The 22,705-nt window shown below is 70.8% G+C and carries 26 protein-coding genes; 9 read left to right on the plus strand and 17 right to left on the minus strand.

The features are described 5' to 3' along the window. Positions 1–127: 127 nt before the first annotated feature. The 5 genes from ASG52_RS07225 to secB form a co-directional block, all read right to left on the minus strand. Complete coding sequence (locus ASG52_RS07225; protein ID WP_056241024.1) at positions 128–499, minus strand: tRNA-binding protein; 372 nt, start codon at positions 497–499, stop codon at positions 128–130. A 1-nt stretch (position 500) separates the two neighbouring features. After that, positions 501–1,010: a DUF3429 domain-containing protein gene (locus tag ASG52_RS07230; RefSeq protein WP_056241027.1), complete on the minus strand. Its 510-nt coding sequence runs from the start codon at positions 1,008–1,010 to the stop codon at positions 501–503. 42 nt (positions 1,011–1,052) lie between these two features. Next, positions 1,053–1,310 (minus strand): hypothetical protein, encoded by a 258-nt coding sequence (locus ASG52_RS26970; protein WP_156383829.1) that lies wholly within the window; start codon positions 1,308–1,310, stop codon positions 1,053–1,055. A 71-nt stretch (positions 1,311–1,381) separates the two neighbouring features. After that, positions 1,382–1,984: a hypothetical protein gene (locus tag ASG52_RS07240; protein ID WP_056241031.1), complete on the minus strand. Its 603-nt coding sequence runs from the start codon at positions 1,982–1,984 to the stop codon at positions 1,382–1,384. A 168-nt stretch (positions 1,985–2,152) separates the two neighbouring features. Further along, the gene (secB, locus tag ASG52_RS07245) at positions 2,153–2,656 is read right to left on the minus strand and encodes a protein-export chaperone SecB (RefSeq protein WP_056241033.1); all 504 of its coding nucleotides are present in this window, start codon (positions 2,654–2,656) and stop codon (positions 2,153–2,155) included. Positions 2,657–3,077: 421 nt separating this feature from the next. Between secB and ASG52_RS07250 the strand changes: the two genes are divergently transcribed. From ASG52_RS07250 to poxB, 5 genes are all read left to right on the plus strand, one after another. Further along, complete coding sequence (locus tag ASG52_RS07250) at positions 3,078–3,794, plus strand: Tim44/TimA family putative adaptor protein (RefSeq protein ID WP_056241035.1); 717 nt, start codon at positions 3,078–3,080, stop codon at positions 3,792–3,794. A gap of 19 nt (positions 3,795–3,813) precedes the next feature. Beyond that, complete coding sequence (mltA, locus tag ASG52_RS07255; RefSeq protein WP_082552419.1) at positions 3,814–5,007, plus strand: murein transglycosylase A; 1,194 nt, start codon at positions 3,814–3,816, stop codon at positions 5,005–5,007. Then, complete coding sequence (locus ASG52_RS07260; RefSeq protein WP_056241036.1) at positions 5,004–5,678, plus strand: Smr/MutS family protein; 675 nt, start codon at positions 5,004–5,006, stop codon at positions 5,676–5,678. The genes mltA and ASG52_RS07260 overlap by 4 nt, the downstream gene beginning before the upstream one ends. A 234-nt stretch (positions 5,679–5,912) precedes the next feature. Next, positions 5,913–7,256 (plus strand): transcription termination factor Rho, encoded by a 1,344-nt coding sequence (gene rho / locus ASG52_RS07265; RefSeq protein WP_082552412.1) that lies wholly within the window; start codon positions 5,913–5,915, stop codon positions 7,254–7,256. A gap of 335 nt (positions 7,257–7,591) precedes the next feature. Beyond that, positions 7,592–9,325, plus strand: coding sequence for a ubiquinone-dependent pyruvate dehydrogenase (poxB, locus tag ASG52_RS07270; RefSeq protein ID WP_056241042.1), 1,734 nt, complete (start codon positions 7,592–7,594; stop codon positions 9,323–9,325). A gap of 8 nt (positions 9,326–9,333) precedes the next feature. On the opposite strand, the gene ASG52_RS07275 is transcribed toward poxB, so the two are convergent. The 6 genes from ASG52_RS07275 to ASG52_RS07300 all read right to left on the minus strand — a co-directional run bounded on the left by ASG52_RS07275 (position 9,334) and on the right by ASG52_RS07300 (position 13,888). Then, the gene (locus ASG52_RS07275; RefSeq protein WP_056241044.1) at positions 9,334–9,633 is read right to left on the minus strand and encodes a helix-turn-helix domain-containing protein; all 300 of its coding nucleotides are present in this window, start codon (positions 9,631–9,633) and stop codon (positions 9,334–9,336) included. Continuing rightward, complete coding sequence (locus tag ASG52_RS07280) at positions 9,630–9,986, minus strand: type II toxin-antitoxin system RelE/ParE family toxin (RefSeq protein WP_056241048.1); 357 nt, start codon at positions 9,984–9,986, stop codon at positions 9,630–9,632. The genes ASG52_RS07275 and ASG52_RS07280 overlap by 4 nt, the downstream gene beginning before the upstream one ends. 68 nt (positions 9,987–10,054) lie before the next feature. Beyond that, positions 10,055–10,513 (minus strand): NfeD family protein, encoded by a 459-nt coding sequence (locus ASG52_RS07285; protein ID WP_286158969.1) that lies wholly within the window; start codon positions 10,511–10,513, stop codon positions 10,055–10,057. 5 nt (positions 10,514–10,518) lie between these two features. After that, on the minus strand, positions 10,519–11,508 hold the full coding sequence (locus tag ASG52_RS07290; RefSeq protein WP_056241053.1) for an SPFH domain-containing protein: 990 nt from the start codon (positions 11,506–11,508) through the stop codon (positions 10,519–10,521). Positions 11,509–11,585: 77 nt separating this feature from the next. Further along, positions 11,586–12,872: a thermonuclease family protein gene (locus tag ASG52_RS07295; protein ID WP_056241057.1), complete on the minus strand. Its 1,287-nt coding sequence runs from the start codon at positions 12,870–12,872 to the stop codon at positions 11,586–11,588. Between the two features lie 182 nt (positions 12,873–13,054). Beyond that, complete coding sequence (locus ASG52_RS07300) at positions 13,055–13,888, minus strand: hypothetical protein (protein ID WP_056241060.1); 834 nt, start codon at positions 13,886–13,888, stop codon at positions 13,055–13,057. A gap of 192 nt (positions 13,889–14,080) precedes the next feature. Between ASG52_RS07300 and ASG52_RS07305 the strand changes: the two genes are divergently transcribed. The 3 genes from ASG52_RS07305 to ASG52_RS07315 all read left to right on the plus strand — a co-directional run bounded on the left by ASG52_RS07305 (position 14,081) and on the right by ASG52_RS07315 (position 16,259). Further along, complete coding sequence (locus tag ASG52_RS07305; RefSeq protein WP_056241063.1) at positions 14,081–14,272, plus strand: antitoxin MazE-like protein; 192 nt, start codon at positions 14,081–14,083, stop codon at positions 14,270–14,272. 302 nt (positions 14,273–14,574) lie between these two features. Then, positions 14,575–15,501, plus strand: coding sequence for a lipid kinase (locus ASG52_RS07310; protein WP_056241065.1), 927 nt, complete (start codon positions 14,575–14,577; stop codon positions 15,499–15,501). 17 nt (positions 15,502–15,518) lie between these two features. Continuing rightward, positions 15,519–16,259, plus strand: coding sequence for a TerC family protein (locus ASG52_RS07315; protein ID WP_056241068.1), 741 nt, complete (start codon positions 15,519–15,521; stop codon positions 16,257–16,259). A 15-nt stretch (positions 16,260–16,274) separates the two neighbouring features. Here ASG52_RS07315 and fhuF read toward each other — a convergent pair whose 3' ends face one another. From fhuF to ASG52_RS07345, 6 genes are all read right to left on the minus strand, one after another. Next, positions 16,275–16,799, minus strand: a complete 525-nt coding sequence (fhuF, locus tag ASG52_RS07320) for a siderophore-iron reductase FhuF (protein ID WP_056241070.1) — start codon at positions 16,797–16,799, stop codon at positions 16,275–16,277. A gap of 279 nt (positions 16,800–17,078) precedes the next feature. Next, entirely contained in the window at positions 17,079–17,948 is an 870-nt protein-coding gene (locus ASG52_RS07325) for an acid phosphatase (RefSeq protein WP_286158970.1), read from the minus strand. A gap of 137 nt (positions 17,949–18,085) precedes the next feature. After that, positions 18,086–18,976 carry an alpha/beta fold hydrolase gene (locus ASG52_RS07330; RefSeq protein ID WP_502691031.1) on the minus strand — a complete coding sequence of 297 codons (891 nt, stop codon included), beginning with the start codon at positions 18,974–18,976 and terminating at the stop codon, positions 18,086–18,088. A gap of 247 nt (positions 18,977–19,223) precedes the next feature. Further along, positions 19,224–20,078, minus strand: a complete 855-nt coding sequence (dapD, locus tag ASG52_RS07335) for a 2,3,4,5-tetrahydropyridine-2,6-dicarboxylate N-succinyltransferase (RefSeq protein WP_056241075.1) — start codon at positions 20,076–20,078, stop codon at positions 19,224–19,226. Positions 20,079–20,319: 241 nt separating this feature from the next. Beyond that, a complete protein-coding gene (locus ASG52_RS07340) occupies positions 20,320–20,787 on the minus strand; it encodes a Crp/Fnr family transcriptional regulator (protein WP_056241077.1) in 468 nt (155 codons plus the stop codon). 304 nt (positions 20,788–21,091) lie between these two features. Further along, positions 21,092–21,778, minus strand: a complete 687-nt coding sequence (locus tag ASG52_RS07345; protein WP_056241080.1) for a response regulator transcription factor — start codon at positions 21,776–21,778, stop codon at positions 21,092–21,094. A 306-nt stretch (positions 21,779–22,084) separates the two neighbouring features. Between ASG52_RS07345 and ASG52_RS07350 the strand changes: the two genes are divergently transcribed. Next, a complete protein-coding gene (locus tag ASG52_RS07350) occupies positions 22,085–22,687 on the plus strand; it encodes a L,D-transpeptidase family protein (protein ID WP_082552414.1) in 603 nt (200 codons plus the stop codon). Positions 22,688–22,705: the final 18 nt, after the last annotated feature.

Consider the following 22,705-nt stretch of genomic DNA (forward strand, 5'->3'; position numbering starts at 1 on the left):
ACCGCCTTGGCTCGTTCCCCGGCCTCCAGCGCCGGCGACCGCGACCGCGTCCGCGGGCATCAAGTCCCCTTGGGCTTCTCGCTCCGCTAAAGCACGGCCACTCGTTCTTCGATCTGCAACAGCGGGCTCAGAACAGCCGGCTGCCATCCGGCACCGGCCGGTCGGGGCGGAACAGCACCACGGCGCCGGCCTCGTCGGCGAAGCCCAGCGTCAGCACCTCGGACAGGAACTTGCCGATCTGTCGGGGCGGGAAGTTCACCACGGCGGCGACCTGGCGGCCGACCAGCGTGTCCGGCGTGTAATGCTCGGTGATCTGCGCCGAGGAGCGCTTGCGGCCGATCACCGGCCCGAAATCGATCACGAGCTTGAGGGCGGGCTTGCGGGCCTCCGGAAGCGGCTCGGCGGAAACGACCGTGCCGAGGCGGATATCGACGGCCAGGAACGCGTCGAAACCGATTTTTTCGGATTCCGGCGCCTGCGGATCGTGGCGGACGTGCATGTCAGGCGAGCAAGCGGTGGGTGAGGAGAGGTCCCAGTCCTAGCACGGCGAGCGGCATCTGGAACGGGCGCAGCCGCTCGAAGAACAACGGTGCCTCCCCGCGCCGCGCGGCGATCGGATCGAGCACGGCGATGGCGGTGAAGCCGAGCATCAGCAGGATAAGGGCGGTGACGACCGATCCGGGGGCGAAGGCCACGAGTGCCGCGAAGCCGAGGAGGAACGGACCGAGCATCGTGACGATCTGCGTGGCCCGCGCGCCGCCCTCGGTGCGGACGCTGACGCTGCGGCGCACGCCCGACAGAAACAGCAGGATCGCGCAGCCCCATAGCAGCGTGAGCCCGAACACGGCGCCGCTCGCCTTCGGCGGCAGCAGCCAGGCCAGGGCGCTGCCGCCGCGATGGTTGGAGGCCTGATTGCGGCCCTGCTGGCGCGGAAATACCTCCTTGCCGAGGCCGCCGAGCGTCGGCGCGGTCACCGCCAGCAGCAGCAGCGTGCCGCCCGCCGCCGCCAAGGAGCTGCGCCGCCGGCACCGGCACGAAGCCCTGGGCCGGCATCAGGAGCAGCGTGCCGGCCAGGATCGCGGCGCAGGACAGCACGACGAGGAGCCGCGGCCGCTCGACCCGATCCACCAGGGCACCGAACGGCCCGCTCGGCAGCAGGGCGCCGCCCCCGACGAGGGTGGGACGATACCGATCTCGGACGGGCTCCACGGGCGCTGCTGCGCCAGCCACGTGCCGAGGGACGGCCCCAGCCTTCCCTGGATGTCGCCGATGAAGACGTTGATCAGGGCGAGGTGGGTCGTGGGCGCCATCGGGTCCTTCGGCCAAGCGCGGCCGTAAGCCCTTGCCGTCCAAAACCTTTCGGCGGCTGCGGCGTGACGCCTCAGCGGTGCGCGAGCCAGTCGCCGAAGCCCTCGGCGTAGTCGTTGGCGGCGCGGTCGAACAGGTCGTCGGCGCCCATCGATTGCACGAGCGCGTCGCCGACGACGCCGTAGACGCCCTGGCCGGACATCTTGCTGCCGACGCCGCCGCGATAGGTCGTCAGTTGCGCACCGGTGCGCGCGTCGATGACGTCGATGTTGGCGGCGATCGTCGGATTGCCGCCGATGACGATGCGGCGGGCCGCCGAGGGGATATCGATGAGGATGACGGTGGCGACGAGGCGCACCGGCCGCGTGCCCTGCGGACGCTGGGCGATCACGCGGTCGAGCTTCGCCTTCAGGCGGGCCGTCGCGAGGTTGCGCAGGTGGGTGCGGGCGTCGGGCGAGGCCACGAGCGCCGGGTCGGTCTGCGAGAGGTTGCGGCTGCGCAGATAATCGTCTTCCGCCGAGGACCAATCGACCCGCGCCTCGGGCGGGATCACGATCTCCAGGCTGGTGATCTTCAGGTCGGCCGCTTCCTGCGGCGACAGCGTGTTGGGCGTGACGGTGACGCAGGCGGAGAGGCCCACAGTCAGGAGCAGCGCGGCGAGCGAGAGGCGGAACATGGTCGGACGGCTCGAAACCCCTGCCGAAGCGGCAGCGGATTTTCGCCTAGCACAACCCCTCCGGGCGGAGTGCGGCGCGCCGGCCACAGCGAGGGCCCGTCGTTGAAAGAGAAAAAAGCCCCGGAGCGTCGGCGCCGGGGCTTCTCTCAATCTGAGGTTATTTGTCGCTTACGAAGCGAGCGGGGCGCCCTGACCCTGGCCGGCCTGGGCCTCTTCCATCTTCTGGCGGTAGAGGCCGACGAAATCGATCGGGTCGATGTAGAGCGGCGGGAAGCCGCCGTTGCGCACGGCCTCGGCGACGATCTGGCGCGCGAACGGGAACAGCAGGCGCGGGCACTCGATCATCACCGCCGGGTGGATCTGATCCTGCGGGATGTTGCGCATCCGGAAGACGCCGCCGTACTTCAGCTCGAACTTGAACAGCACCTCGTTCTTGATCTTGGCGTCGCCTTCCAGCGACAGCTCGACCTCGAAGTCGGCCTCGGCGAGCTGCGAGGCGTTGACGTTGACCTGGATGTTGATCTGCGGCCCGCCCTCCTGCGGCTGCAGCGAGCGCGGCGCGTTCGGGTTCTCGAACGAGAGATCCTTGGTGTATTGCGCCAGCGCGTTGATCGCGGGGGTGAGGTCGCCGTCCTGGGCGCCGTTGCCGTTGGGTGCCGCGGTATCGGCCATGACGAATCTCCTCCTCGCGTCGTTGCTGCGCGGCGGTTGTGGCGCCGGCACGCCCGTAGTCCGGCGCGGGCAGCGCGCTAACATGACGCTTCGCCGCGAACAAGCCGAAGAAGGACTCTGGCTAGGCCCTGCGGGCGATTGCCCCGCCGGGGCGCCTGGAATCGTGTGCGGCCTCACCCATATCACGAGGACTCACGGAGTTCTCGACGCCGGAGACATTCGCCTTCAAGATGCCAAGCTTCCGGCTCGCTCCTTGCGCCGGGCTCGGCTAAGAGCTTCGAAAGCCTTTCGCGAGACGTGCTCCTGACCGCAGGAGCGGCGCCACGGCCGGCCCCGCGGGAGCACGGATCGCGCGGGGTCCCTCTCCGGCAGCCCTCGGGTGTCAGCCTCACGCGTGCGACGGGCACGATTCGGATCGGTGATGCAGGATTCCTTCGACGCAACCACCCTGATTTTCCTGGCGCTCGCCGTCTTCGTCATCTGGCGGCTGCGCTCGGTGCTGGGGCAGAAGACCGGGACGGAGCGCTCGCCCTTCCGCCCGGTGGAGCGCAACCGCACCGACGCGCCCGGCGCGCGCCAGGACGGCGACAACGTCGTGCGCCTGCCCGGTGCCGACCGCGCCCCGCCCGCCCCGGCGCAGGCGGCGGCCCCGCGCGACTGGCGCGGCATCGCCGAGCCGGGCTCGGCGGTGGCCCGCGGCCTTGAGCAGATCGTGCAGGTCGAGCCGGCCTTCGAGCCGCGCGCCTTCCTTGAAGGCTCCAAGAGCGCCTACGAGGCGATCGTCACCGCCTTCGCCACGGGGGACCGCAAGACCCTGCGGGCGCTCTTGTCGAAGGAGGTCTGCGAGGGCTTCGAGCGGGCGATCTCCGAGCGCGAGAAGCGCCGCGAGACCGCCGAGACCACCTTCATCTCGATCGACAAGGCCGAGATCGTCGCCGTCGAGGTCAAGAATCGGGTCGCGCAGGTCACCGTGCGCTTCCTGTCGAACCTCATCACCGCCACCCGCGACGCCGAGGGCAAGGTGATCGACGGCAATGCCGAGACCGGCGTCGAGGTGCCCGACGTGTGGACCTTCGCCCGGACGCTGGGCTCGCGCGATCCGAACTGGCAGCTCGTCGCCACCGATGCGGGCGGCTGATTTCTTTTCACGCAAGTCCATGCCGAGACGACACGTTTTCCTCCCGGCCGCAGCGGTTCTCGCCGCTGCGGCCGTTTCCGTCTGTTCCGCCTCCGCGGAGGCGCCGCTGCGCGTCGGCGACGGCGTGCTGGAGCCGGTGGCTTTGTCCGCTCTGACCGGCTGGGGCGCGGACGATGCGGCAGCGGCGCTCGACGCCTTCCGCCGCACCTGCGTCGCGCCGGGGCCGAACCCGCCCCAGGCCGCGGGTGTCACCGGCAACGCCGCCGACCTCGCGACGGCTTGCGCCGCGGCAGCCGACGTGAAGCTGGGTGAAGCAAAAAAATTCTTCGAGGGGCGGTTCTCGGCCTATCGGATCGTGCGCCCGGCCAACGGCGCCGAGCCCGAGCGGCGGGCGGGCTTCCTCACCGGCTATTTCGAGCCGGAACTCGTCGGCTCGCCCGAGGCCGGCCCCGGCTACACCGCGCCCGTGCTGGCCCGGCCCGACGACCTCGTGACTTTGGCGCCCGGCGAGACCGCGCCGGGGCTCGACCCGATCTACAAGGCGGGCCGCCGCATCGCGACGGGGCTGGAGCCCTATCCCGACCGCGCGGCGATCGAGGACGGGGCCATCGCGGCCCGCACCCGGCCGGTGCTGTGGCTGCGCGATGCCGTCGATCTGTTCGTGCTTCAGGTGCAGGGGTCGGGCCGGGCGCGGCTTCCCGACGGGCGCTCGGTGCGGGTGCTCTACGACGGCAAGAACGGCCAGCCCTACACCTCGATCGGCAAGCTTCTGGTGGCGGAGGGTCACCTGCCGCTCAACGGTCTCAGCCTTGAGCGCTGGACCACGTGGCTGCGGGCCAACCCCGACCACGCCCGCCGGCTGATGCGGATGAACAAGTCCTATGTCTTCTTCCGGGTCGAGCCGGTGGAGGATGCCCGCCTCGGGCCCCCCGGCGCCGCGGGCGCGCCCTTGAGCCCCGGCCGCAGCATGGCGGTGGACGGCAACCTGTGGCGCTACGGCCTGCCGTTCTTTCTCGAAGGCAAGCTGCCGGGTCAGCCGGGGCGCGGGCATCTGGTGATCGCCGCCGATACCGGCTCGGCCATCCTCGGCCCGGCGCGGGGCGACCTCTATGTCGGCACCGGCGCCAAGGCGGGCGTCGCCGCGGGCGACCTGCACGACCGGATGGGTTTCGTCGTCCTGCTGCCCAAACCGGTTGGGGAGCCCCGGCCGTGAGGCCGCCGCGGCGGCGCGCGCTCTCCCGCGAGGAGGCGTATCTGTGGGGCGAGATCGCCAAGCTGATCACGCCCCTGCGCGGCCGGGCGCGGTCGAAGAAGCCGGCGCCCGAGGCGGTCCCCGCTCCGGCCGATCCGGTCCCCGCGAAGCCGGCGCCGTCGAAGCCCGCCAAACCCAACCCTGCCGTCACGGCGCCGCCCGCGCTGCGGCCTTCCGCCAGAACCGCCCTCCCCTCCCCGCCGGCCCACAAGCGGCCGGTGAAGCTCGGCGATCTCGCGGGCGCGCCCGTGGCCCGCCCGGCCCCCACCCGTCCCCCCGCCCCGACCCCGCCGGGGCTGGAGCGCAAGGAGCGCCGCGCCCTGGAGCGCGGGACGCTCGCGATCGAGGCCCGCATCGACCTGCACGGGCTCTATCAGGCGGAGGCGCACGCCGCACTCGTCGGCTTCCTGATGCGGGCGCGGACCGCGGGGCACGCCCGCGTCCTCGTCGTCACCGGCAAGGGCGGCGAGGGTTTTTCCGATTCCGGCTTCTCCGAGCGCGGCGTCCTGCGCCGGAGCGTGCCCCACTGGCTGCGCGGGCCCGAATTGCGCGGCCTCGTCCTCGGCTTCGAGGAGGCGGCGCGCCATCACGGCGGCGCGGGCGCGCTCTACGTGCGCCTGCGGCGGCGGTGAGGCCGTATTTCATACTTCCTCTTGAGCTACCTCACAAAACACGATAGGGAGGACTGCTTTCCGATTGCAGCCGTGTCGCATCCCTGGGGCTTCTTCCAAGCCGAGAGGAGCCGATGCGTGGGCCGGACCGCTGCGCTCGCAGCCTTGCCGGACCTGGGGCGCCTCCCCGGCGCCCGGCCCTGCGTCCCGACCGGCCGACTCCTTCCCCCGCCTTCGTTGGTTGCATCCCCCCACATGACGTCACAGAACGACGCACTCGCCCCCGTCGATATGCCGACCGAGGACGCCCCCGTGGCCGCCGAGGTCGCCGTCAAGCGCGAGGTGCGCCTTCAGGATCTCAAGTCCAAGTCGCCGACCGAGCTCACCGCGTTTGCCGAGGAGGTCGAGGTCGAGAACGCCTCGACCATGCGCAAGCAGGAGCTGATGTTCGCGATCCTCAAGCAGCTCGCGGCCAACGAAACCGAGATCATCGGTGCCGGCACGGTCGAGGTGCTGCAAGACGGGTTCGGCTTCCTGCGTTCGAACGACTCGAACTACCTGCCGGGCCCGGACGACATCTACATCTCGCCGACCCAGATCCGCCGCTTCGGCCTGCGCACCGGCGACACCGTCGAGGGCCCGATCCGCGGCCCCAAGGACGGCGAGCGCTACTTCGCCCTGATCAAGGTCAACACGATCAACTTTGAGAACCCGGAGAAGATCAAGCACAAGGTCCACTTCGACAACCTGACGCCGCTGTTCCCGACGAAGCGGTTCAAGCTCGAGCTGGACAACCCGACCAAGAAGGATTTCTCGCCCCGGATCATCGACATCGTCTCGCCGATCGGTAAGGGCCAGCGCGCGCTGATCGTCGCGCCGCCGCGCACCGGCAAGACCGTGCTGATGCAGAACATCGCGCAGTCGATCACCCTCAACCACCCTGAATGCTACCTCATCGTGCTGCTCATCGACGAGCGCCCGGAGGAGGTGACCGACATGATCCGCTCGGTGAAGGGCGAGGTCATCGCCTCAACCTTCGACGAGCCGGCCACCCGCCACGTTCAGGTCGCCGAGATGGTGATCGAGAAGGCCAAGCGGCTGGTGGAGCACGGTCGCGACGTGGTGATCCTGCTGGATTCCATCACCCGCCTCGGCCGGGCCTACAACACCGTCGTGCCGTCCTCGGGCAAGGTGCTCACCGGCGGCGTCGACGCCAACGCGCTCCAGCGGCCCAAGCGCTTCTTCGGCGCGGCCCGCAACATCGAGGAGGGCGGCTCCCTCTCGATCATCGCGACCGCGCTCATCGACACCGGCTCGCGCATGGACGAGGTGATCTTCGAGGAGTTCAAGGGCACCGGCAACTCCGAGATCATTCTGGACCGCAAGGTCTCGGACAAGCGCATCTTCCCGGCCATCGACATCACCCGCTCCGGCACCCGCAAGGAGGAGCTGCTGGTGCCGCCGGACGCGCTCAAGAAGACCTACGTGCTGCGCCGCATCCTCAACCCGATGGGCGTCACCGACGCGATCGAGTTCCTCATGGACAAGCTGCGCCAGACCAAGAGCAACAGCGACTTCTTCGACTCGATGAACACCTGAGGCGGCGCTCGCCGCCCCGCATGAGCAAGGACCGCAAGGGAAGTGGGCCGAGTGCGGCAGCGAATGCCGTCCTCGGCCTCGACGCATTCGAACGGATCAGCGCCGTCGAAGGCGTTCGGCCAACGGACGAAATGCGGTGCGACCTCCTCGCCTTCGGGAACGCGTCGGTGTGCAGGAGCGGACGCGGTTCATCGCTGAGAAATATGGCTGCGAGCCCTCCTGCTGGGACCGGCAACATCCTGCATTGATTGTGAAATTCGCGTAAGTCGCGAACCATCGCGCCCCGCCGACGTTGGCCCGCATCGACCGCCCGCGGTCAACCGGGGAGACGGGCCATGGCCTCCGACAACGTATCCGATCTCATCGTCGAGACGCTCCAGCTCGCGGGCGTGCGGCGGGTCTACGGGCTCGTCGGCGACAGCTTGAACGGGATCACCGAGGCGATCCGGGCCCGCGACGTGATCGAGTGGGTCCATGTCCGCCACGAGGAGGTCGCGGCCTTCGCCGCCGCGGGCGAGGCGCAGGTCACCGGCGAACTCGCCGTCTGCGCCGGCTCGTGCGGGCCGGGTAACCTCCACCTCATCAACGGCCTCTACGACGCCCACCGCACCCGCACCCCGGTGCTGGCGATCGCCGCTCACATCCCCTCTTCCGAGATCGGCCTGAACTATTTTCAGGAGACGCGGCCCGAGCAGCTGTTTCGCGATTGCAGCCATTTCTGCGAGCTGGTCTCCGACCCGGCGCAGTTGCCCAACGTCTTGGAGACCGCGATCCGTGCGGCGGTGGGTCAGCGGGGCGTCGCCGTCGTCGTCATCCCCGGCTCCGTGGCCTTGAAGCCCGCGCCCGAGCGGACGCTGGGGGCAGCCTCGACGCTGCGGCCCCGCGCCCCGATCGTCGTCCCGCAGCCCGACGACCTCGACCAATTGGCCGACCTTCTCAACAACTCCAAAAAAATCACGCTGCTGTGCGGCCGCGGCTGTGCCGGGGCGCATGCCCCGCTGATGCAGTTGGCCGAGCGGCTGAAGAGTCCGATCGTCCATGCGCTCGGCGGCAAGGAGCATGTCGAGCACGACAATCCCTACGATGTCGGCATGACCGGGCTGATCGGCTTCTCCTCGGGCTATGCCGCGATGGAGGCCTGCGAAACCCTGCTGATGCTCGGCACCGATTTCCCCTATCGCCAGTTCTATCCCGAGCACGCCCGCATCGCCCAGGTCGACATCCGCCCGGAGAATCTGGGGCGCCGCTGCCGGCTCGAACTCGGCCTCGTCGGCGACGTGGCGGCCACCATCGAGGCGCTGCTGCCGCGGCTCACCGGCAACGACAGCCGCCGCCATCTCGACGCCAGCCTCAAGCACTACGCCAAGGCCCGCGAGGATTTGGACGATCTCGCCACCGGCAAGCCCGGCCGTCGGCCGATCCATCCGCAATACCTCACCCGCCTGCTCAGCGAGGCCGCGACGGAGGATGCCGTGTTCACGGCGGACGTCGGCACGCCCACGGTGTGGGCAGCGCGCTACCTGCACATGACCGCCGGGCGGCGCCTGATCGGCTCCTGGGCGCACGGCTCGATGGCCAACGCCCTGCCCCACGCCATCGGCATCCAGGCGGCGAGCCCGGGGCGCCAAGTGATCTCGCTGTCCGGCGACGGCGGTTTTGCGATGCTGATGGGCGACATCCTCACCCTGACGCAGGAGCGGCTGCCGGTGAAGGTGGTGATCTTCAACAACGGCACGCTGGGCTTCGTCGAGCTGGAGATGAAGGCGGCGGGCTATCTCGAGACCGGCGTCGAGCTTCAGAACCCCGATTTCTCGGCACTCGCCCGCGCGGTCGGCATCCACGCCCGCCGCGTCGAGGACCCCGGCGATTTGGAGGGCGCGATCCGCGACGTGTTCTCGCATCCCGGTCCGGCGCTGCTCGATGTGGTGACGAACCGCCAGGAACTCGCCATGCCGCCCAAGCTCCAGGCCGAGCAGGTGAAGGGCTTCAGCCTCTACGCCCTCCAGGCGGTGATGAGCGGGCGGGGCGATTCGATTCTGGATCTGGCGAAGACCAACCTCATCCGCTGAGGACACGATCAAACTGCGTCGATCATCTCGATCCGCAGCCGCTTGCCGACCGCGCGGGCGGCGCGGGCGATGGTCGTCAGATGGACGTTCGGGTTGTCGGGATCGAGCAGGCGGTCGAGCTGCGAGCGGCTGGTGCCCAGGCGCTCGGCCAGGGCTTTCTTGCTGAGTCCTTCCGCCTTCATCGCCTCCGCCAAGTGCCACGCGATCACCCGCTTCAGGGCGGAGGCCTTGGTCTCTTCGAGCAGCCCTTCCTCCGCCAGGAAGTCGTCGAAGGACGATCCGCTGTGGTCAAACGGCGTCTGCGTCATGACAGGCCTTGCTCGTGCTTGCGCTTGTTGGTTTTGGCGAGCCGCAAATCCTCGGACGGCGTGCCCTGGGACTTCTTGATGAAGGCGTGCAACAGAACCATCCGCTGCCGTGCATCGATGTAGAACAGCACCCGAGCGATCCGGCCGTTCGAAATCCGGGACCGGACTTCGTGCAAACCCTCGCCCATCGGCCGACAGGTCGGCATTCCGATCGGCCAGCCGTACTCAGTCAACTTGACGTCTTCCCCGATTCGACGGCGATCCGCTTGGTCGAGCGCCTTGAGCCAATCCCTGACGGGTTCGTTGCCGGCCTCCGTCCGAAAGAAGATGGCCGGGACGCGCTTCAGGGACATTCAAGCCTCCCGACCGATAGCATGCGTACCGCACAAGGTACAGCTCTGCCGTTCCGGTGCACCCTGCTTCAGACGTGCGCTGTGCCCGAAGCCTCGTCCTCCTGCGGGACGTGAGCCACCCGCAGCACCGTCCCCTCGACGCCCGTCACCCGCACCGGCGTTCCGGCGGGCAGGTCGGGCCCGGCGACGCGCCAGAGCGTGTCGTCGAGGCGGGCGCGGCCCTCGCCCGCGTGGATGGCGGCTTCCAGCCGGAAGGAGCGGCCGATCAGGCGGTGGGCGCCGAGGTTCAGGGTCGGCGCCCGCTGCCGGTTGAGGCGGTTCGCCAGCACCACGGCGGCGACGGAGAGCCCTGAGAACAGCACGAGCTGCCCCTGCCAGGGCAGGCCGAGGGCGGCCTCGATCAGCCCCGTGAGCCCGGCGGCGAGGCCGAGCCAGACGAGGAAGACGCCCGGCAGCACGAGTTCGCCGCCCACGAGCACAAGCCCGGCGATGATCCAGGCCCAGGCGGGCGAGAGCGCTTCGAACACGGGAATCAGGCCTTCGGCGGCGTGGCGGGCACGCGTGGCGGCAACCCGGCGCGCCCGGCCGCGGCGCTGCCCGGATCGCCGAAGACCGAGCGGGTGATCTCGGCGATGCCGCCGAGCGTGCCGGCGAGCGCGGAGGCCTCGATCGGCACGACCACGACGCGCTGGTTCGGCGCGGTGGCGATGGCGCGGATCGCCTCGACGTATTTTTCGGCCACCAGAAAGTTCGCCGCCGCGAGGTCGCCCTGACTGATCGCCTCGCTCACCATGGCGGTGGCCTTCGCCTCGGCCTCGGCGCCGCGCTCCCGCGCCTCGGCATCGCGGAAGGCGGCCTCGCGGCGGCCCTCCGCCTCCAGGATCGCCGATTGCTTGCGGCCTTCGGCGCGTAAAATCTCGGCCTGGCGCTGGCCTTCGGCCTCCAGCACCGAGGCGCGCTTCTCGCGCTCGGCCTTCATCTGGCGGGCCATGGCGCCGGCGAGATCCGCGGGCGGCAGGATGTCCTTGATCTCGACGCGGTTCATCTTGACGCCCCAGGGAGCGGCGGCCGCATCGAGCACCCGCAGCAGCCGCTCGTTGATCTCGTCGCGGTGGGACAGGAGCTGGTCGAGGTCCATCGAGCCGACCACGGTGCGGATGTTGGTCATGGTTAGGGTCAGCAGCGCCATCTGCAGGTTCGAGACCTCATAGGAGGCGCGCGCGGCGTCGAGCACCTGATAGAACACCACCGCGTCGATCCGCACGCCCGCGTTGTCGCGGGTGAAGGCCTCCTGGCTCGGCACCTCGACGACCTGCTCCATGATGTTCACCCGCCGGCCGATCCGCTCGACATAGGGGATGATCAGGCCGAGGCCGGATTCGAGCGAGCGGTCGTAGCGCCCGAACCGCTCGACGGTGTGGACGTGCCCTTGCGGGATCGTGCGGATGCCGATGGCGAGCGTCACCACGACGAGCAGCGCGAGGACGACGGCGAAGGCGCTCAGGCCGAGCGAGAGGGTCATGGGGTTTGCTGTCCATCCGCCGCGCGAATCGTGCGCCGCGTACAGTCTAGCCTATAGCCCGGCCTGCGTGTGGCGCCTCACTTCTTCCACACCCCCAGCCGCTCGGTGCGGGCATGGTCCTCGGCGGCGACGAGTTCGGGCGAGGCCTCCGACGAGGCGCGCCCGCCGCCGTTGAACAGCACGACTTCCGACAGGTCGCGCCCCTCCACGGTGCAGACATGGGCGCTGCTGCCGGCCGCGGGCAGGCAGGTGACGGACCGGCCGCGCAGGTACTTCGACAGCTCGTCGGCCTGCCCGCCGCGGACCCACTCGACCCCGAACAGGCGCACGAGCTTGCCGCCGACCCGCAGGGTCGCGGTGTCGATCACCTCCGCATTGCCCTCGACGGCGTTGGGGTTGCGCCGCGGCTCGGGTGGACGCTGGTCGGTCTCGGGCGGGGGCGTGTCGGTGTTGCCTTGCGGGGCCGTAGGGTTGGCCTCGGGCGCGGTCGGCTCGGCCTGCGGCGCGTCGTTGCGCGCCTCCTGCCGCTCGGTCCGGGTTTCGCCGCCGCCGTCGTCGCGTCCGGTGAGGGCGAGGCCGGCCACCAGCGCCGCGCCCGCCAGCGCGCCGAGGCCCATGAGCACCACCGGGCGGCGGCTGCCTGCCGCGAGCCCGTCCTCGACCACGTCGCGCAGCCGCGACGCCGCCGCGCCGGAGCGGGTCGAGACGGTACGCAGGCCGCCGCCCAGGCTGGTGCCAACGGTCGCGAACCGCGCGCCGAGCGCCGGTTGCGGCGCGGTCGGCCCGTCGATGGTGCGCGGCGTCACCGTCGCGGCGGGAGCCGGGCGGGGTCTGGCGCGCAGACGCTCGGCGAGGCGATGGCGCCAGCCCTCCACGGTCTCGCTCGCGGCGCTGGCGATCGCCCGGCTGCGCTCGGCCGAGGTGCTGGCGAGCGAGCGCGCCAGGGCCGATTGCGTCTCGACGAAGCGGGCGCCCGCCGCCCGCACGTCGGCGATGGGATCGCGGGCCGGCTCCGGCGGCGCCTGCGGCGGGAGCGCGGGGAGCATCAGGGCCGAATGTTGCTCGGCCAACTCGTCGATGAGGTCGTGGATCGTGAGGGGCGTGCCGGTCCCGGCCTCCTCGCCGCGCCGACGCACCGCGCCGGTGCGATCGACGATGCGGTAGCCGGGCAGGCCTTCGGCGGGCTCGACGAAGCCCTCGGCGATCAGCGCCAGCGTGCGCCGCGCCACCGGCCGCACCCGGCGGCGGTCGAGTTCGGCCAGGATGAGCCCGCGGATGCGCAGATCGTCCTCGGAGACCGGCACTTCGGGGGCAGGCGCAGCCTCCGCCCCGCTCTTCACCGCGGCCTTTGCCGATCCTTTCACGCGCGGGTCACTCCGTCTCTAGCATCGGCCCGAAAGGTGGTCGCCGGCTTTCGGAACAGCCGATGCGACACACGAACCCAAAGAAGCGTCCTGGATCTTTGATCCAGGACGCTTCTTTGGGTCTGTTTCGGCCTTGCGCCTCCTCCTAGCACAACAGGGCACGGAGTGCGGAACGGCAGGGATCAGGCGCCGCCCCGCCCGCCGATGGAGGCGCTGAGGCCGCCACGGCGCAGCACGCGGCTGGTCTCCTCGACGATGATCGGGCGGCCATTGGCGAAGCTCACGGTCAGCATCAGCTCGGCCACGCCTTGGGAGCGGGCGCCGCGGCCGGGGCTCCCGGCGCTGAATGCGTGGACCGTGCGCACGAGGCAGCTCTGGGTCGCCGCGTTGCACGAGACCCGCGGCTCACCTTCCGGCTCGTAGCGCCGCTCGGGCCAACGCCGGGCGAAACGCCGCTTCTCCGCCATCAGCGCGGACAACGACATCATCCGGCCGTGGAAGCGGACCTGCGACCCGTAGAAGCGCGGCGCGGCGGTCGCCATGCCGTCGCCGGGGCTCGACACGCTGTCGAGATAGGCCTCGCTCAGGCGCTGGGCCGTACCGGCCCATTCGGAGAAGCGCGGATCGGGCTCGGACCGGGCCATAGCCGGTGCCTCCCGCGGCGCCGTGAAGACCGGCGGCGCCACGCGGGCCGAGCGCGTCGCCCTCGCCCCGGATTCGCGGGCGGCGGCCTCGCGCGCGGCTTGGCGCCGGGCCTGCCGCTCCTCGCCCGCACGGCGGGTGCCGCGGGCCGATCTTTGCGCGGCCTGAGGTTCGTCCACCGTGGCGGAGCGCGTCTCGCGCCGCGCCGGAGCGGCGGCTTCGGGCTGCGGCGCCGGGGCAGGCTCGGCGGGCTTGGTCTTCGGCGTCTCGGCCGCCTTGGCCGGCGGATCGACCCAGCCGGCCCCCTGCTGGGCGACCGCCGGCAGCGACAGGGCGAGGAGCGCGAGGGCGGTCGTGGCGAGGAATGGGCGCATGGCATCACCGATCGGTCGGGCGCGACCGGGTAAAACGCGCAGGCTCATGCCGGCGGTTCCCTCCAATCCGGCAGGCGGATGCGACGGCGGGTGACTGTGGCTGAAAGGTGACGGCGGGCTGGACGACCAATCCGGTTGACGGACCCTGTCCATGCCTGTCTTTTTCGCGGAAACAACTATCCGGAGCCTCGCATGACCACACCGAACCGCGAGCGTGTCCAGCAGCCCGTCCAGATCGAGGCTCTCGATAGGCAGCGGCCGGTCGTCAGTGAGGAATGCCGCCGCCAGTCGCAGGCGGTCGCGGCGGCGGATGCCGCCGATCCCGGCTTGCATGCCTTTCTCGATGCCGCGCTCGCCGATCTCGATAACGAGAGCGAGACCTGAGGCGAAGGCGGGTGGCGCCGCTGCTCTCGGGATCGTCTGAGACCGGGAAAAAGCCCCGCCCCTTGCCCTCGCCTGCGAAGCCCCCACCTTCAGCGCGAGCGTAGCCCTGCGGACGTGCCCTCCGGCACCGCGGGTTTTCCAGAGACGGGTCCGGGCCCCTCTGGCGGCCGAGGCGTCGGTCGCGATGTCGGACCCTGCCCGCGACCCGAGCGCTGACGCGGCGCCCCTGCGTGCGAGGATTCCTTGCCGGCCGCGCCCTTCCTGTGCCCCCCTCCCCTCCCGCACGCGCCGGGAGGTCCGCTTTGAGCCGGGCGGACGAGAAGTCGCGCCGCGCCCTCCTCCTCGTCAACGGCAAGGCCCGCAGCGGCGGGACGGACCTCGACGCGATCCGCAACATCCTGCGCGAGGGCGGGCTCGAACTGATCGAGCCGGAGACCAACCGCGATTGCCACGAGACCATCACGCGCCACGCGCCGTCGGTCGATCTGGTGGTGCTCGGCGGCGGCGACGGCACCATGAACGCGGCGGCGCCCGCGCTGGTCGAGACCGGCCTGCCCTTCGGCATCCTGCCGCTCGGCACCGCCAACGATCTCGCCCGCTCCCTCGGCCTGCCGCTGGAGGCGGAGGCGGCGGCAAAAATCATCCCGACGGCGCCCGAGAAGGCGATCGATCTCGGATGGGTCAACGGGCACTACTACTTCAACGTGGCGAGCATCGGCTTCTCCGCGGATCTGGCGGGCGAACTGACCGCGGAGGCCAAGAAGAAGTGGGGCACGGTGGGCTACGCCATCGCGGCCTTCCGGCTGCTGCGTCGCGCCCGCCCCTTCACCGTGACGATCGAGCACGACGGCACGACGGAAAAGGTCACGACGATCCAGGCCTCGGTCGGCAACGGGCGCCATTACGGCGGCGGCATGACCGTGCAGGAGGACGCCACCGTCGATGACGGCAAGCTCGATTTCTACAGCCTGGAGGTCGATCACTGGTGGCGGCTGGTCGCGCTGCTGCCGGCGCTCCGCCGCGGCACCCACGGGCAGGCCGAGGACGTGCGCACCTTCGAGACGACCGAACTCAAGCTCACCACCCGCAAGCCGCGCGCCGTGAACACCGACGGCGAGCTGACCACCTGGACGCCGGCCCACTTCAAGGTGGTGCCGAAGGCGGTGCGCGTGCTCGCTCCGCCGATCGAGACGGGCGCCAACCGCATCCCCCTCCCCTTCAAGCTTTAACCCCGGACGTGCCTGCCGTGGACAGCCTGCTCCAACTCGCCAGCGACCCGACCGCCTGGGCCGCACTCGCCACCCTCGTGGTGATGGAGGTGGTGCTCGGGATCGACAACCTGATCTTCATCTCGATCATCACCAACAAGCTGCCGGCCGAGCAGCAGGCCAAGGCACGCCGCATCGGCATCGGGCTGGCCCTGATCCTGCGGCTGGCGCTGCTCGGCACGGTCGCCTGGATCGTCCACCTGACCGAGCCGGTGTTCGAGGTGTTCGGCAAGGGTTTCTCCTGGCGCGACCTCATCCTGATCGCAGGCGGCCTGTTCCTGCTCTGGAAGGCCACCAAGGAGATCCACCACACCGTCGATCCGAACCCGGAGGAGAAGGTCGGGGGCGGAGCCGGGCTCGGCTTCACCGCGGCGATCGGCCAGATCCTCGTGCTCGACCTCGTGTTCTCGATCGATTCGATCATCACGGCGGTCGGCATGACCGAGCACGTGCCGATCATGGTGATCGCCGTCGTCACCGCGGTGACCGTGATGCTGATCGCCGCCGACCCGCTCTCGCGCTTCATCGCGGCCAACCCCACGGTGGTGATGCTGGCGCTCGGCTTCCTCATCATGATCGGCATGACGCTGATCGCGGAAGGGTTCGGGGCGCATGTGCCGAAGGGCTACATCTACACCGCCATGGCGTTCTCGGCGGGCGTGGAAGGGCTCAACATGCTGGCCCGGCGGCGGCGGAAGAAGCGGACCGGGACGGCCTGACGGTCGGGGCGGCGCTCAGCCGCCCTTCTCGCCCCGCAGCAAGGGGCAGATGCCGGCGCATTTCGGAAAGCCGGGGAGCGCGTGGCGCAGGCAGCAGACCCGGCGGCGGGGCGCGTCGAGGCCGGCCAGCGCGTCGGCGCGCATCAGGGTGAGGGCCGAACAGGCCTCCTGCGGCCAGCGCAGGGCCCGCAAGGCCTCCCGCACCTCGCCGGCCCGCTCCGGCGCCTCGTGGGCGAGCGTCGACAGCGTCCAGAACAGGTGCCCGCCCGCATTCTCCCATAGGAGCCGCACCGACAGCCCGGTCTCGGCCCGCAGGCACCGCACCGCCGGGGCGACGCATTCGGTGAGCAGGCGATCGACCTGAGCCGGCAGCGCGGCCGGGAACGGCAGTTCGGGCGCGAGATGGAAGGCGTCGGGCAGGCCGGTCGCGGCGGCGAGGCTGAACCGCTCCGGCGGCAGCGCCAGACCGAGCCGCGCCCCCGCGGCGAGGCCCGGCGCGATCAGCCCGGCGAACAGGTAGGCGCTCCACAGCGAGGCCACCGCCCGCCGCTCGCCGCCGGGATGCGCGTCGGCGAAGGTGGCGAGCGCATCCGACAGTCCACCGCAGGCGGCCTGCTCACCGAGCGTCAGCGCGGCCGCATCGGGATCGAGGCGCAGCCGGCCGGAGAAGGGGGCGAAGGCTCCCTCCAGGGCAGTGTCGAGTTCTTTCTGAGTTGGAAGGGTCGAGGGGGTCAGAGGGAGGCGGGTCCACGCCGGCTGCCGTCGCGCCCGTACTTCGGGCGGGCGCGCCTTAGCAGAATCCTGCGTCCCCGTCCCCTTTCAGAGCAAGGGCTGGCGGGCGGCGGCGTCCTCGCGGGCGCAGATCGCCGGATCGGGCTTGGGGCCGCCCGCGCCGAGCGCCCGCTTCAGGTCGGCCCGGGCCTTTTCGAGGTCGGCGCGGAAGCCCGCATCGGCCAGCAGCACCGCGACGAGGGCCGAGGCGCCGGTGCGGGCCGCCACCACGTCGCTCAGCCAGTGGACGCCGCAGATCACCCGGCTCTCGCCGTAGAGCCGGCTGCGCACGAGGAGCGGCGTCGCCTTCTCGGGGATGAGGTTGGCCATGATCAGGCCGTAGGCCCAGCCCTGGCCGGCATGGCCCGAGGGGTAGCTGTAGCTGTCGGCGAGTTCGGGCGAGCGGACCACGCAGATCGGCGCCTCGTTGCCGACGAAGGGCCGCAGGCGGCGGTAGCGGCGCTTGGCCTCGCGGGTGGCCCGCGCGATGTCGAGGCGCGCCCGGTCGAGCAGGCGCATCAGGTCGGGCACGCGGGTCTGGTCGAGCCGTTGGCCCAGCACGCAGGCGTAGTCTTCGAGCAAAGCCGCGCCGCCCTCGGCGACGTCGTCGGTGGCGAGCGCCCAGCGCGGCGTGCCCTGGTAGGCCCGGGTCGCGTTGAAGGCCGCCCGGTCGGCGGCCTCCGCCACCGAGTGGCCGCCGGGCGGCGGCGGCAGGATCGCGACGAGGCTCGGCGCCGTCTCCTCGCTGAGATAGGCCTTCGGGCCGGTCGCGGCCGGGTTCAGCCGGTCCTTGTCGAGCGAGGGCGCGGATGTCTCCGGCGGCGGGGCCGGTTGCGGCAGCGCCTCGGTCTGTGCGGCCAAAGGCGTGGCCAGCAGGACGGTCAGCAGGGCGGCGAGGCGGACCGGCGGGCGGAGCATCGGACGAGGCACTCTTGAGAATTCGGATCCTGATCGAATCCGGGCCTCTCTATGATGACCGTACGACAGTCGTGTCACAGTCCTTCAACGGGCGATTGCCTGACAGCGCGTCCCTGCTGTTGCGATGGGCCGAGGGTTCAGCTCCGGATCGCGGCGGCGACCTCGCTCGAAAACTCCTCGTGCGGGCTCAGCGCGCCGGGCACCGTGCGGGCCTCGACCCGCCCCGTCTCGATCAGCGCGTCCATCTCGGCCCCCGAGCGCCGCGGCGCCCGCTCGGGCCGCAGCACCCGCACCGGGGGCAGATCGGGGCCGAACAGGTCCAAGAACTCCTCGCGGGTGCCGACGGGATCGAGCCCGCCGGTGACGAAGGCGGCGGTGCCGAAGCGCCCGCCGGTCTGGCGGGTGATGCGGTGCTTGGCCCGGATCACCTCGGGCGTCACGTGGGCGGCCTCCGCGTAGACGTGGGCGCGCATCATCCGGCCGATGATCGGCGGGCTGATGTTGATGCGGTAGAGCGCTTCCCCCACGAGCGGCATCTCGACGGCCCGGCGGATGCGCCCGAACCAGTGGGCGCGCTGCGGCCCCATCGCGGTCGGCAGCGGCCCGCGCCAGGTCGGCGCCACCAGCACCAGCCGCCCGAAGGCTTTGGGATGTCGCCGCGCCGCCGCCATGAGATAGGGCGCGGCGTGGCCCGCCGCGATCGCCAGCGCGTAGGGGCCGGGGGCGGTGGCGAGCAGCGCATCGAGGAAGGCGTGGTAGGTCGCGGGCTCCAGCGGCACGCGGGCGCGGGCCTGGGCGCCGAAGCCCGGCCAGTCCGGCACGAGGCAGCGATGGTCCGCGGAGAGTTCACGGGCGAGCGGCCGCATCTCCTCCCGCGCCGAGATCGAGGAAAGCGCCGGCAGCAGCAGGACTGCGGGCCCCTTGCCGATCTCCAGGCAGGGCGTCGGGACGAGATGGCCCGCGACGGTGAGATCGAGGATGCGGGTGGTCAGAGGCTGATCGCGCGACAGGGTCGTCACCGTGCTCAAGCGGACTTTTGGGGTTTCCGAACGATCCTCGGCGGGGCGTGGACGATGTCGGTTTTCGGATCGGCCCCGCCGCTCGCGATGGCAACGGCCTCCTTGGCCGCCCGGATCGGTCGCTCGCCGAATTCCGTCATGCCTGCTTCCCCGATCGGTCCGCTCGCATCCTACCGCTCCGGCCGAAGGGGGCCGGACGGAGCGCTTCGACGAGATTGTGGGCGTGCGGAAAAATTCCCGCACGCCGCGCCGCGCATCAGGTCCGCAGCAGCTCGTTGATGCCGGTCTTGGCGCGAGTGCCGGCATCGACGCGCTTGACGATGACGGCGCAGTAGAGGCCGGGACCCGGGGTGCCGTCGGGGAGCGGCTTGCCTGGCGTCGTGCCCGACACCACCACGGAATACGGCGGCACGCGGCCGTAGAAGGTCTCGCCGGTGGTGCGGTCGATGATGCGGGTCGAGGCGCCGATATAGACGCCCATCGACAGGACCGAGCCCTCGCCGACGATGACGCCCTCGGCCACCTCGGCGCGGGCGCCGACGAAGCAATTGTCCTCGATGATGACCGGGTTGGCCTGGAGCGGCTCCAGCACGCCCGCGATGCCGGCGCCGCCGGAGATGTGGCAGTTCTTGCCGACCTGGGCACAGGAGCCGATCGTCACCCAGGTGTCGACCATGGTGCCCTCGCCGACATGGGCGCCGAGGTTGATGAAGCTCGGCATCAGCACCGCGCCCGGCGCGATGTAGGAGCCGCGGCGCACGAAGCAGCCCGGCACGGCGCGAAAGCCGGCGCCGCGGAACTCGGCCTCGCCCCAGCCGGAGAACTTCGAGGGCACCTTGTCCCACCACGGCGACGAGCCGGGGCCGCCCTCGATCGGCACCATGTCGTTGAGACGGAAGGACAGCAGCACCGCCTTCTTGAGCCACTGGTTCACCTGCCAGGACTCGCCGGCCTTCTCGGCGACGCGGGCCTTGCCCGAGTCGAGCAGGTTCAGCGCCTCCTCCACCGCCTCGCGCACCGCGCCGCCGGTGGCGGTCGAGACGTTGGCACGGTCCTCCCAGGCGGCTTCGATGGTCTTTTCGAGATCCGAATGAGAGGTAGCTTGGGACATCGTCGGGTTCCGGCAGTTCGCGGCGTGAAGGATCGGGCGTGCTTACAAAAGCTGCCCTCGTCTGTCACCGCTCGCAGGGCGATCGCCCTGCTTCCTTTCTTGGCCTCAAGTCTTGGCCTCAAGCGCCGGCAGCCGCGTCCGCGGCTTTGGCTATCGCTCCGCTCGACGCCTCGGCGCAGCCGAGGCCGCTGCGCGGGGCGCTCTTCGCGCCCGGCCATCCGGTGCTGCCGCCGGTCCGCCCTCACCGCCCACGCGGCGCGGGTGTCTTCAGCCGCTCGCCGACGCGCGAAAACCCCTGGACGAGATCGCGCAGTTCTCCGGCGATGCCGTCATGGACCATGGCGGCGACGTCGGGGAACTCGCGCAGCACGCGGCTCATCACGGAGGGCGTCAGGCGCATCACCTCCGCGGGCTCGACGGCGCGGGCGTCGGCCGGGCGCTCGACCGGGCGGAACAGGGCGTTGCGCCCGATCAGGCCGGAGCGGGCGACCGTGACGGGCGGCTCACCCGTACGGCGGGACTCGACCGCGACGAGGCCGGACATCACGACGTAGCCGCCGTCGGAAGGCTCGCCGCGGGAGAACAGCAACTCGCCCTCGTCGAGTTGGCGCCGGTCCCCGGCGAAGCTCAGGAGGCGCAGGGCGTCGCGCTCGAACAGCTCGAACACCGGGGCGGCGGCCAGGATCGCGATGTCGTCGTCGAGCCCCAACGCCTGTCCCGCCCTTCGGATCGTCCTCTCACGGTCTGGTGAAGCTTAGCGGATCGAGGCCGGATGCGATACGCCGCGGCATGAGGGCTTCGCGGGGCGATGATGCCGAACGGCCTGCCCTTCCAAGCCAAGCGCCGTCATTCCGGGGCCGCGCAGCGGAACCCGGAATCCACCCGAGATGCGCGGCGGAACGGTAACCGGCGCGGCCGGTCGTGGATTCCGGGTTCGCCTTCGGCGCCCCGGAATGACGACCGCGTGTGTCGGGTTGTTCCGTGCCGCCGCCAATCGACCATAAAAAGTCGAATCAGGGCAACAGCTTGTAGCCTCCGCCCTCGGTCACGAGGATCGCGGCGGTGGCCGGGTTCGGCTCGATCTTCTGGCGCAGGCGGTAGATGTGCGTCTCGAGGGTGTGGGTGGTGACGTGGGCATTGTAGCCCCACACCTCGGCGAGCAGCGTGTCGCGCCCCACCACCTCGCGGCCCGCCCGGTAGAGGTAGCGCAGGATCGCGGTCTCCTTCTCGGTGAGCTTCAGCTTCGAGCCGCGCTCGCCGACCAAGAGCTTGGCGCCGGGGCGGAAGGTGTAGGGGCCGATGCGGAACACCGCGTCCTCGGAGGCCTCGTGCTGGCGCAGCTGCACGCGGATGCGGGCCAGGAGAACCGCGAACTTGAACGGCTTGACCACGTAGTCGTTGGCGCCCGCCTCCAGGCCCTCGACCATGTCGTCGTCGGATTCCTGGGCGGTCAGCACGATGATCGGACCGCGATAGCCGTTGCGGCGCATGAGGCGCACGGCCTCGCGCCCGTCCATGTCGGGCAGGCCGACATCCATCACGACGAGGTCGATGCGCTCCTCGGCCACGCGGGCCATCGCCGCCGTGGCGTTGGCCTCGCCGATGACGGAGAATTCGTCGTAGGCGTCGATCTGCTCCGTCAATGCCTCGCGCAGGGCGTCGTCGTCATCGCAGACGAGGAGGCAGTAAGGATTGGACATCGACGACGTGACTTTCGGCAAGCTCATCCGGTAACCGAGCCCTCGGCTCAGGCAGGCGACGAAGGGTGATTCATGACGGGAGGCCGGCCAGAGCGCATCTGGCCTTTGGTCTACCGTGGGCAACGCTCGTGCAGCCTCGCCCCAGGCCGAATCTAGTTCGTTTCCGTCCCCTGAAAATCCGGCAGGCCTGCTTATGCAGCACTTTCGCCATTTTCGACGATCTGTTTTGCGCGGCAGCGCACAATCCTGCACCGATGGACGCGGTCCGCGGGAATCAGATCGGTACGACCACGGGATGAACCGGAGATGAAGCGAACCCGACCGGATACGGGTGGAATGCCGCGCCCGGCGGCGCTGGCATGGCTGCGGGTACATCCGCTGCCCGGCGCGCCGACGCTCGGGCGGCTGGTGGCCGGCGCCGCGGTGATCCCCTGCGCGCTCGGGCGCTCCGGCATCCGCGCGGTCAAGCGCGAGGGCGACGGCGCCTCGCCCCTCGGGGTGTTTCGCCTGCGCGGCGGCTTCTTTCGGCCGGACCGGTTTTGCGTGCGGCCGGCGAGCCCTCTGCCGCTCCGGGCGATCCGGCCTGACGACGGCTGGTGCGACGCCAAAGCCGACCGGCGCTACAACCGCCCGATCCGCCTGCCGAGCCCGACCAGCGCCGAGGCGATGTGGCGCGACGACGGACTCTACAACCTCGTGCTCGATCTCGACCACAACCGCGGCCCGATCCGCCCCGGCGCCGGCTCGGCCATTTTTTTGCATGTGGCCCGCGAGGGGTTTCGGCCGACCGAAGGCTGTGTGGCCTTGCGACCCGCGGACCTGCGCCGGCTGCTGCGGCGGCTCGGGCCGGAGACCCGGATCGTGATCGGGCAGGTGCCGGCACGCCCCAAGCGAACGAAAGCCTCGTAAGCGGATCGCGCATTCGCA

It is taken from the genome of Methylobacterium sp. Leaf456 (assembly GCF_001425465.1).
Lineage (GTDB): Bacteria > Pseudomonadota > Alphaproteobacteria > Rhizobiales > Beijerinckiaceae > Methylobacterium.

Excerpts from the sequence above, each read along its gene's own strand:
- ASG52_RS07250 (WP_056241035.1), top strand. The coding sequence starts at position 3,078 with ATGCAGGATTCCTTCGACGCAACCACCCTGATTTTCCTGGCGCTCGCC.
- ASG52_RS07345 (WP_056241080.1), bottom strand. The coding sequence starts at position 21,778 with ATGTCCAATCCTTACTGCCTCCTCGTCTGCGATGACGACGACGCCCTG.
- ASG52_RS07325 (WP_286158970.1), bottom strand. The coding sequence starts at position 17,948 with ATGCTCCGCCCGCCGGTCCGCCTCGCCGCCCTGCTGACCGTCCTGCTG.
- ASG52_RS07280 (WP_056241048.1), bottom strand. The coding sequence starts at position 9,986 with ATGTCCCTGAAGCGCGTCCCGGCCATCTTCTTTCGGACGGAGGCCGGC.
- secB (WP_056241033.1), bottom strand. The coding sequence starts at position 2,656 with ATGGCCGATACCGCGGCACCCAACGGCAACGGCGCCCAGGACGGCGAC.
- ASG52_RS07350 (WP_082552414.1), top strand. The coding sequence starts at position 22,085 with ATGAAGCGAACCCGACCGGATACGGGTGGAATGCCGCGCCCGGCGGCG.
- rho (WP_082552412.1), top strand. The coding sequence starts at position 5,913 with ATGACGTCACAGAACGACGCACTCGCCCCCGTCGATATGCCGACCGAG.
- ASG52_RS07305 (WP_056241063.1), top strand. The coding sequence starts at position 14,081 with ATGACCACACCGAACCGCGAGCGTGTCCAGCAGCCCGTCCAGATCGAG.
- mltA (WP_082552419.1), top strand. The coding sequence starts at position 3,814 with ATGCCGAGACGACACGTTTTCCTCCCGGCCGCAGCGGTTCTCGCCGCT.
- ASG52_RS07290 (WP_056241053.1), bottom strand. The coding sequence starts at position 11,508 with ATGACCCTCTCGCTCGGCCTGAGCGCCTTCGCCGTCGTCCTCGCGCTG.
- dapD (WP_056241075.1), bottom strand. The coding sequence starts at position 20,078 with ATGTCCCAAGCTACCTCTCATTCGGATCTCGAAAAGACCATCGAAGCC.
- ASG52_RS07240 (WP_056241031.1), bottom strand. The coding sequence starts at position 1,984 with ATGTTCCGCCTCTCGCTCGCCGCGCTGCTCCTGACTGTGGGCCTCTCC.
- ASG52_RS26970 (WP_156383829.1), bottom strand. The coding sequence starts at position 1,310 with ATGGCGCCCACGACCCACCTCGCCCTGATCAACGTCTTCATCGGCGAC.
- ASG52_RS07275 (WP_056241044.1), bottom strand. The coding sequence starts at position 9,633 with ATGACGCAGACGCCGTTTGACCACAGCGGATCGTCCTTCGACGACTTC.
- ASG52_RS07300 (WP_056241060.1), bottom strand. The coding sequence starts at position 13,888 with ATGCGCCCATTCCTCGCCACGACCGCCCTCGCGCTCCTCGCCCTGTCG.
- poxB (WP_056241042.1), top strand. The coding sequence starts at position 7,592 with ATGGCCTCCGACAACGTATCCGATCTCATCGTCGAGACGCTCCAGCTC.
- ASG52_RS07225 (WP_056241024.1), bottom strand. The coding sequence starts at position 499 with ATGCACGTCCGCCACGATCCGCAGGCGCCGGAATCCGAAAAAATCGGT.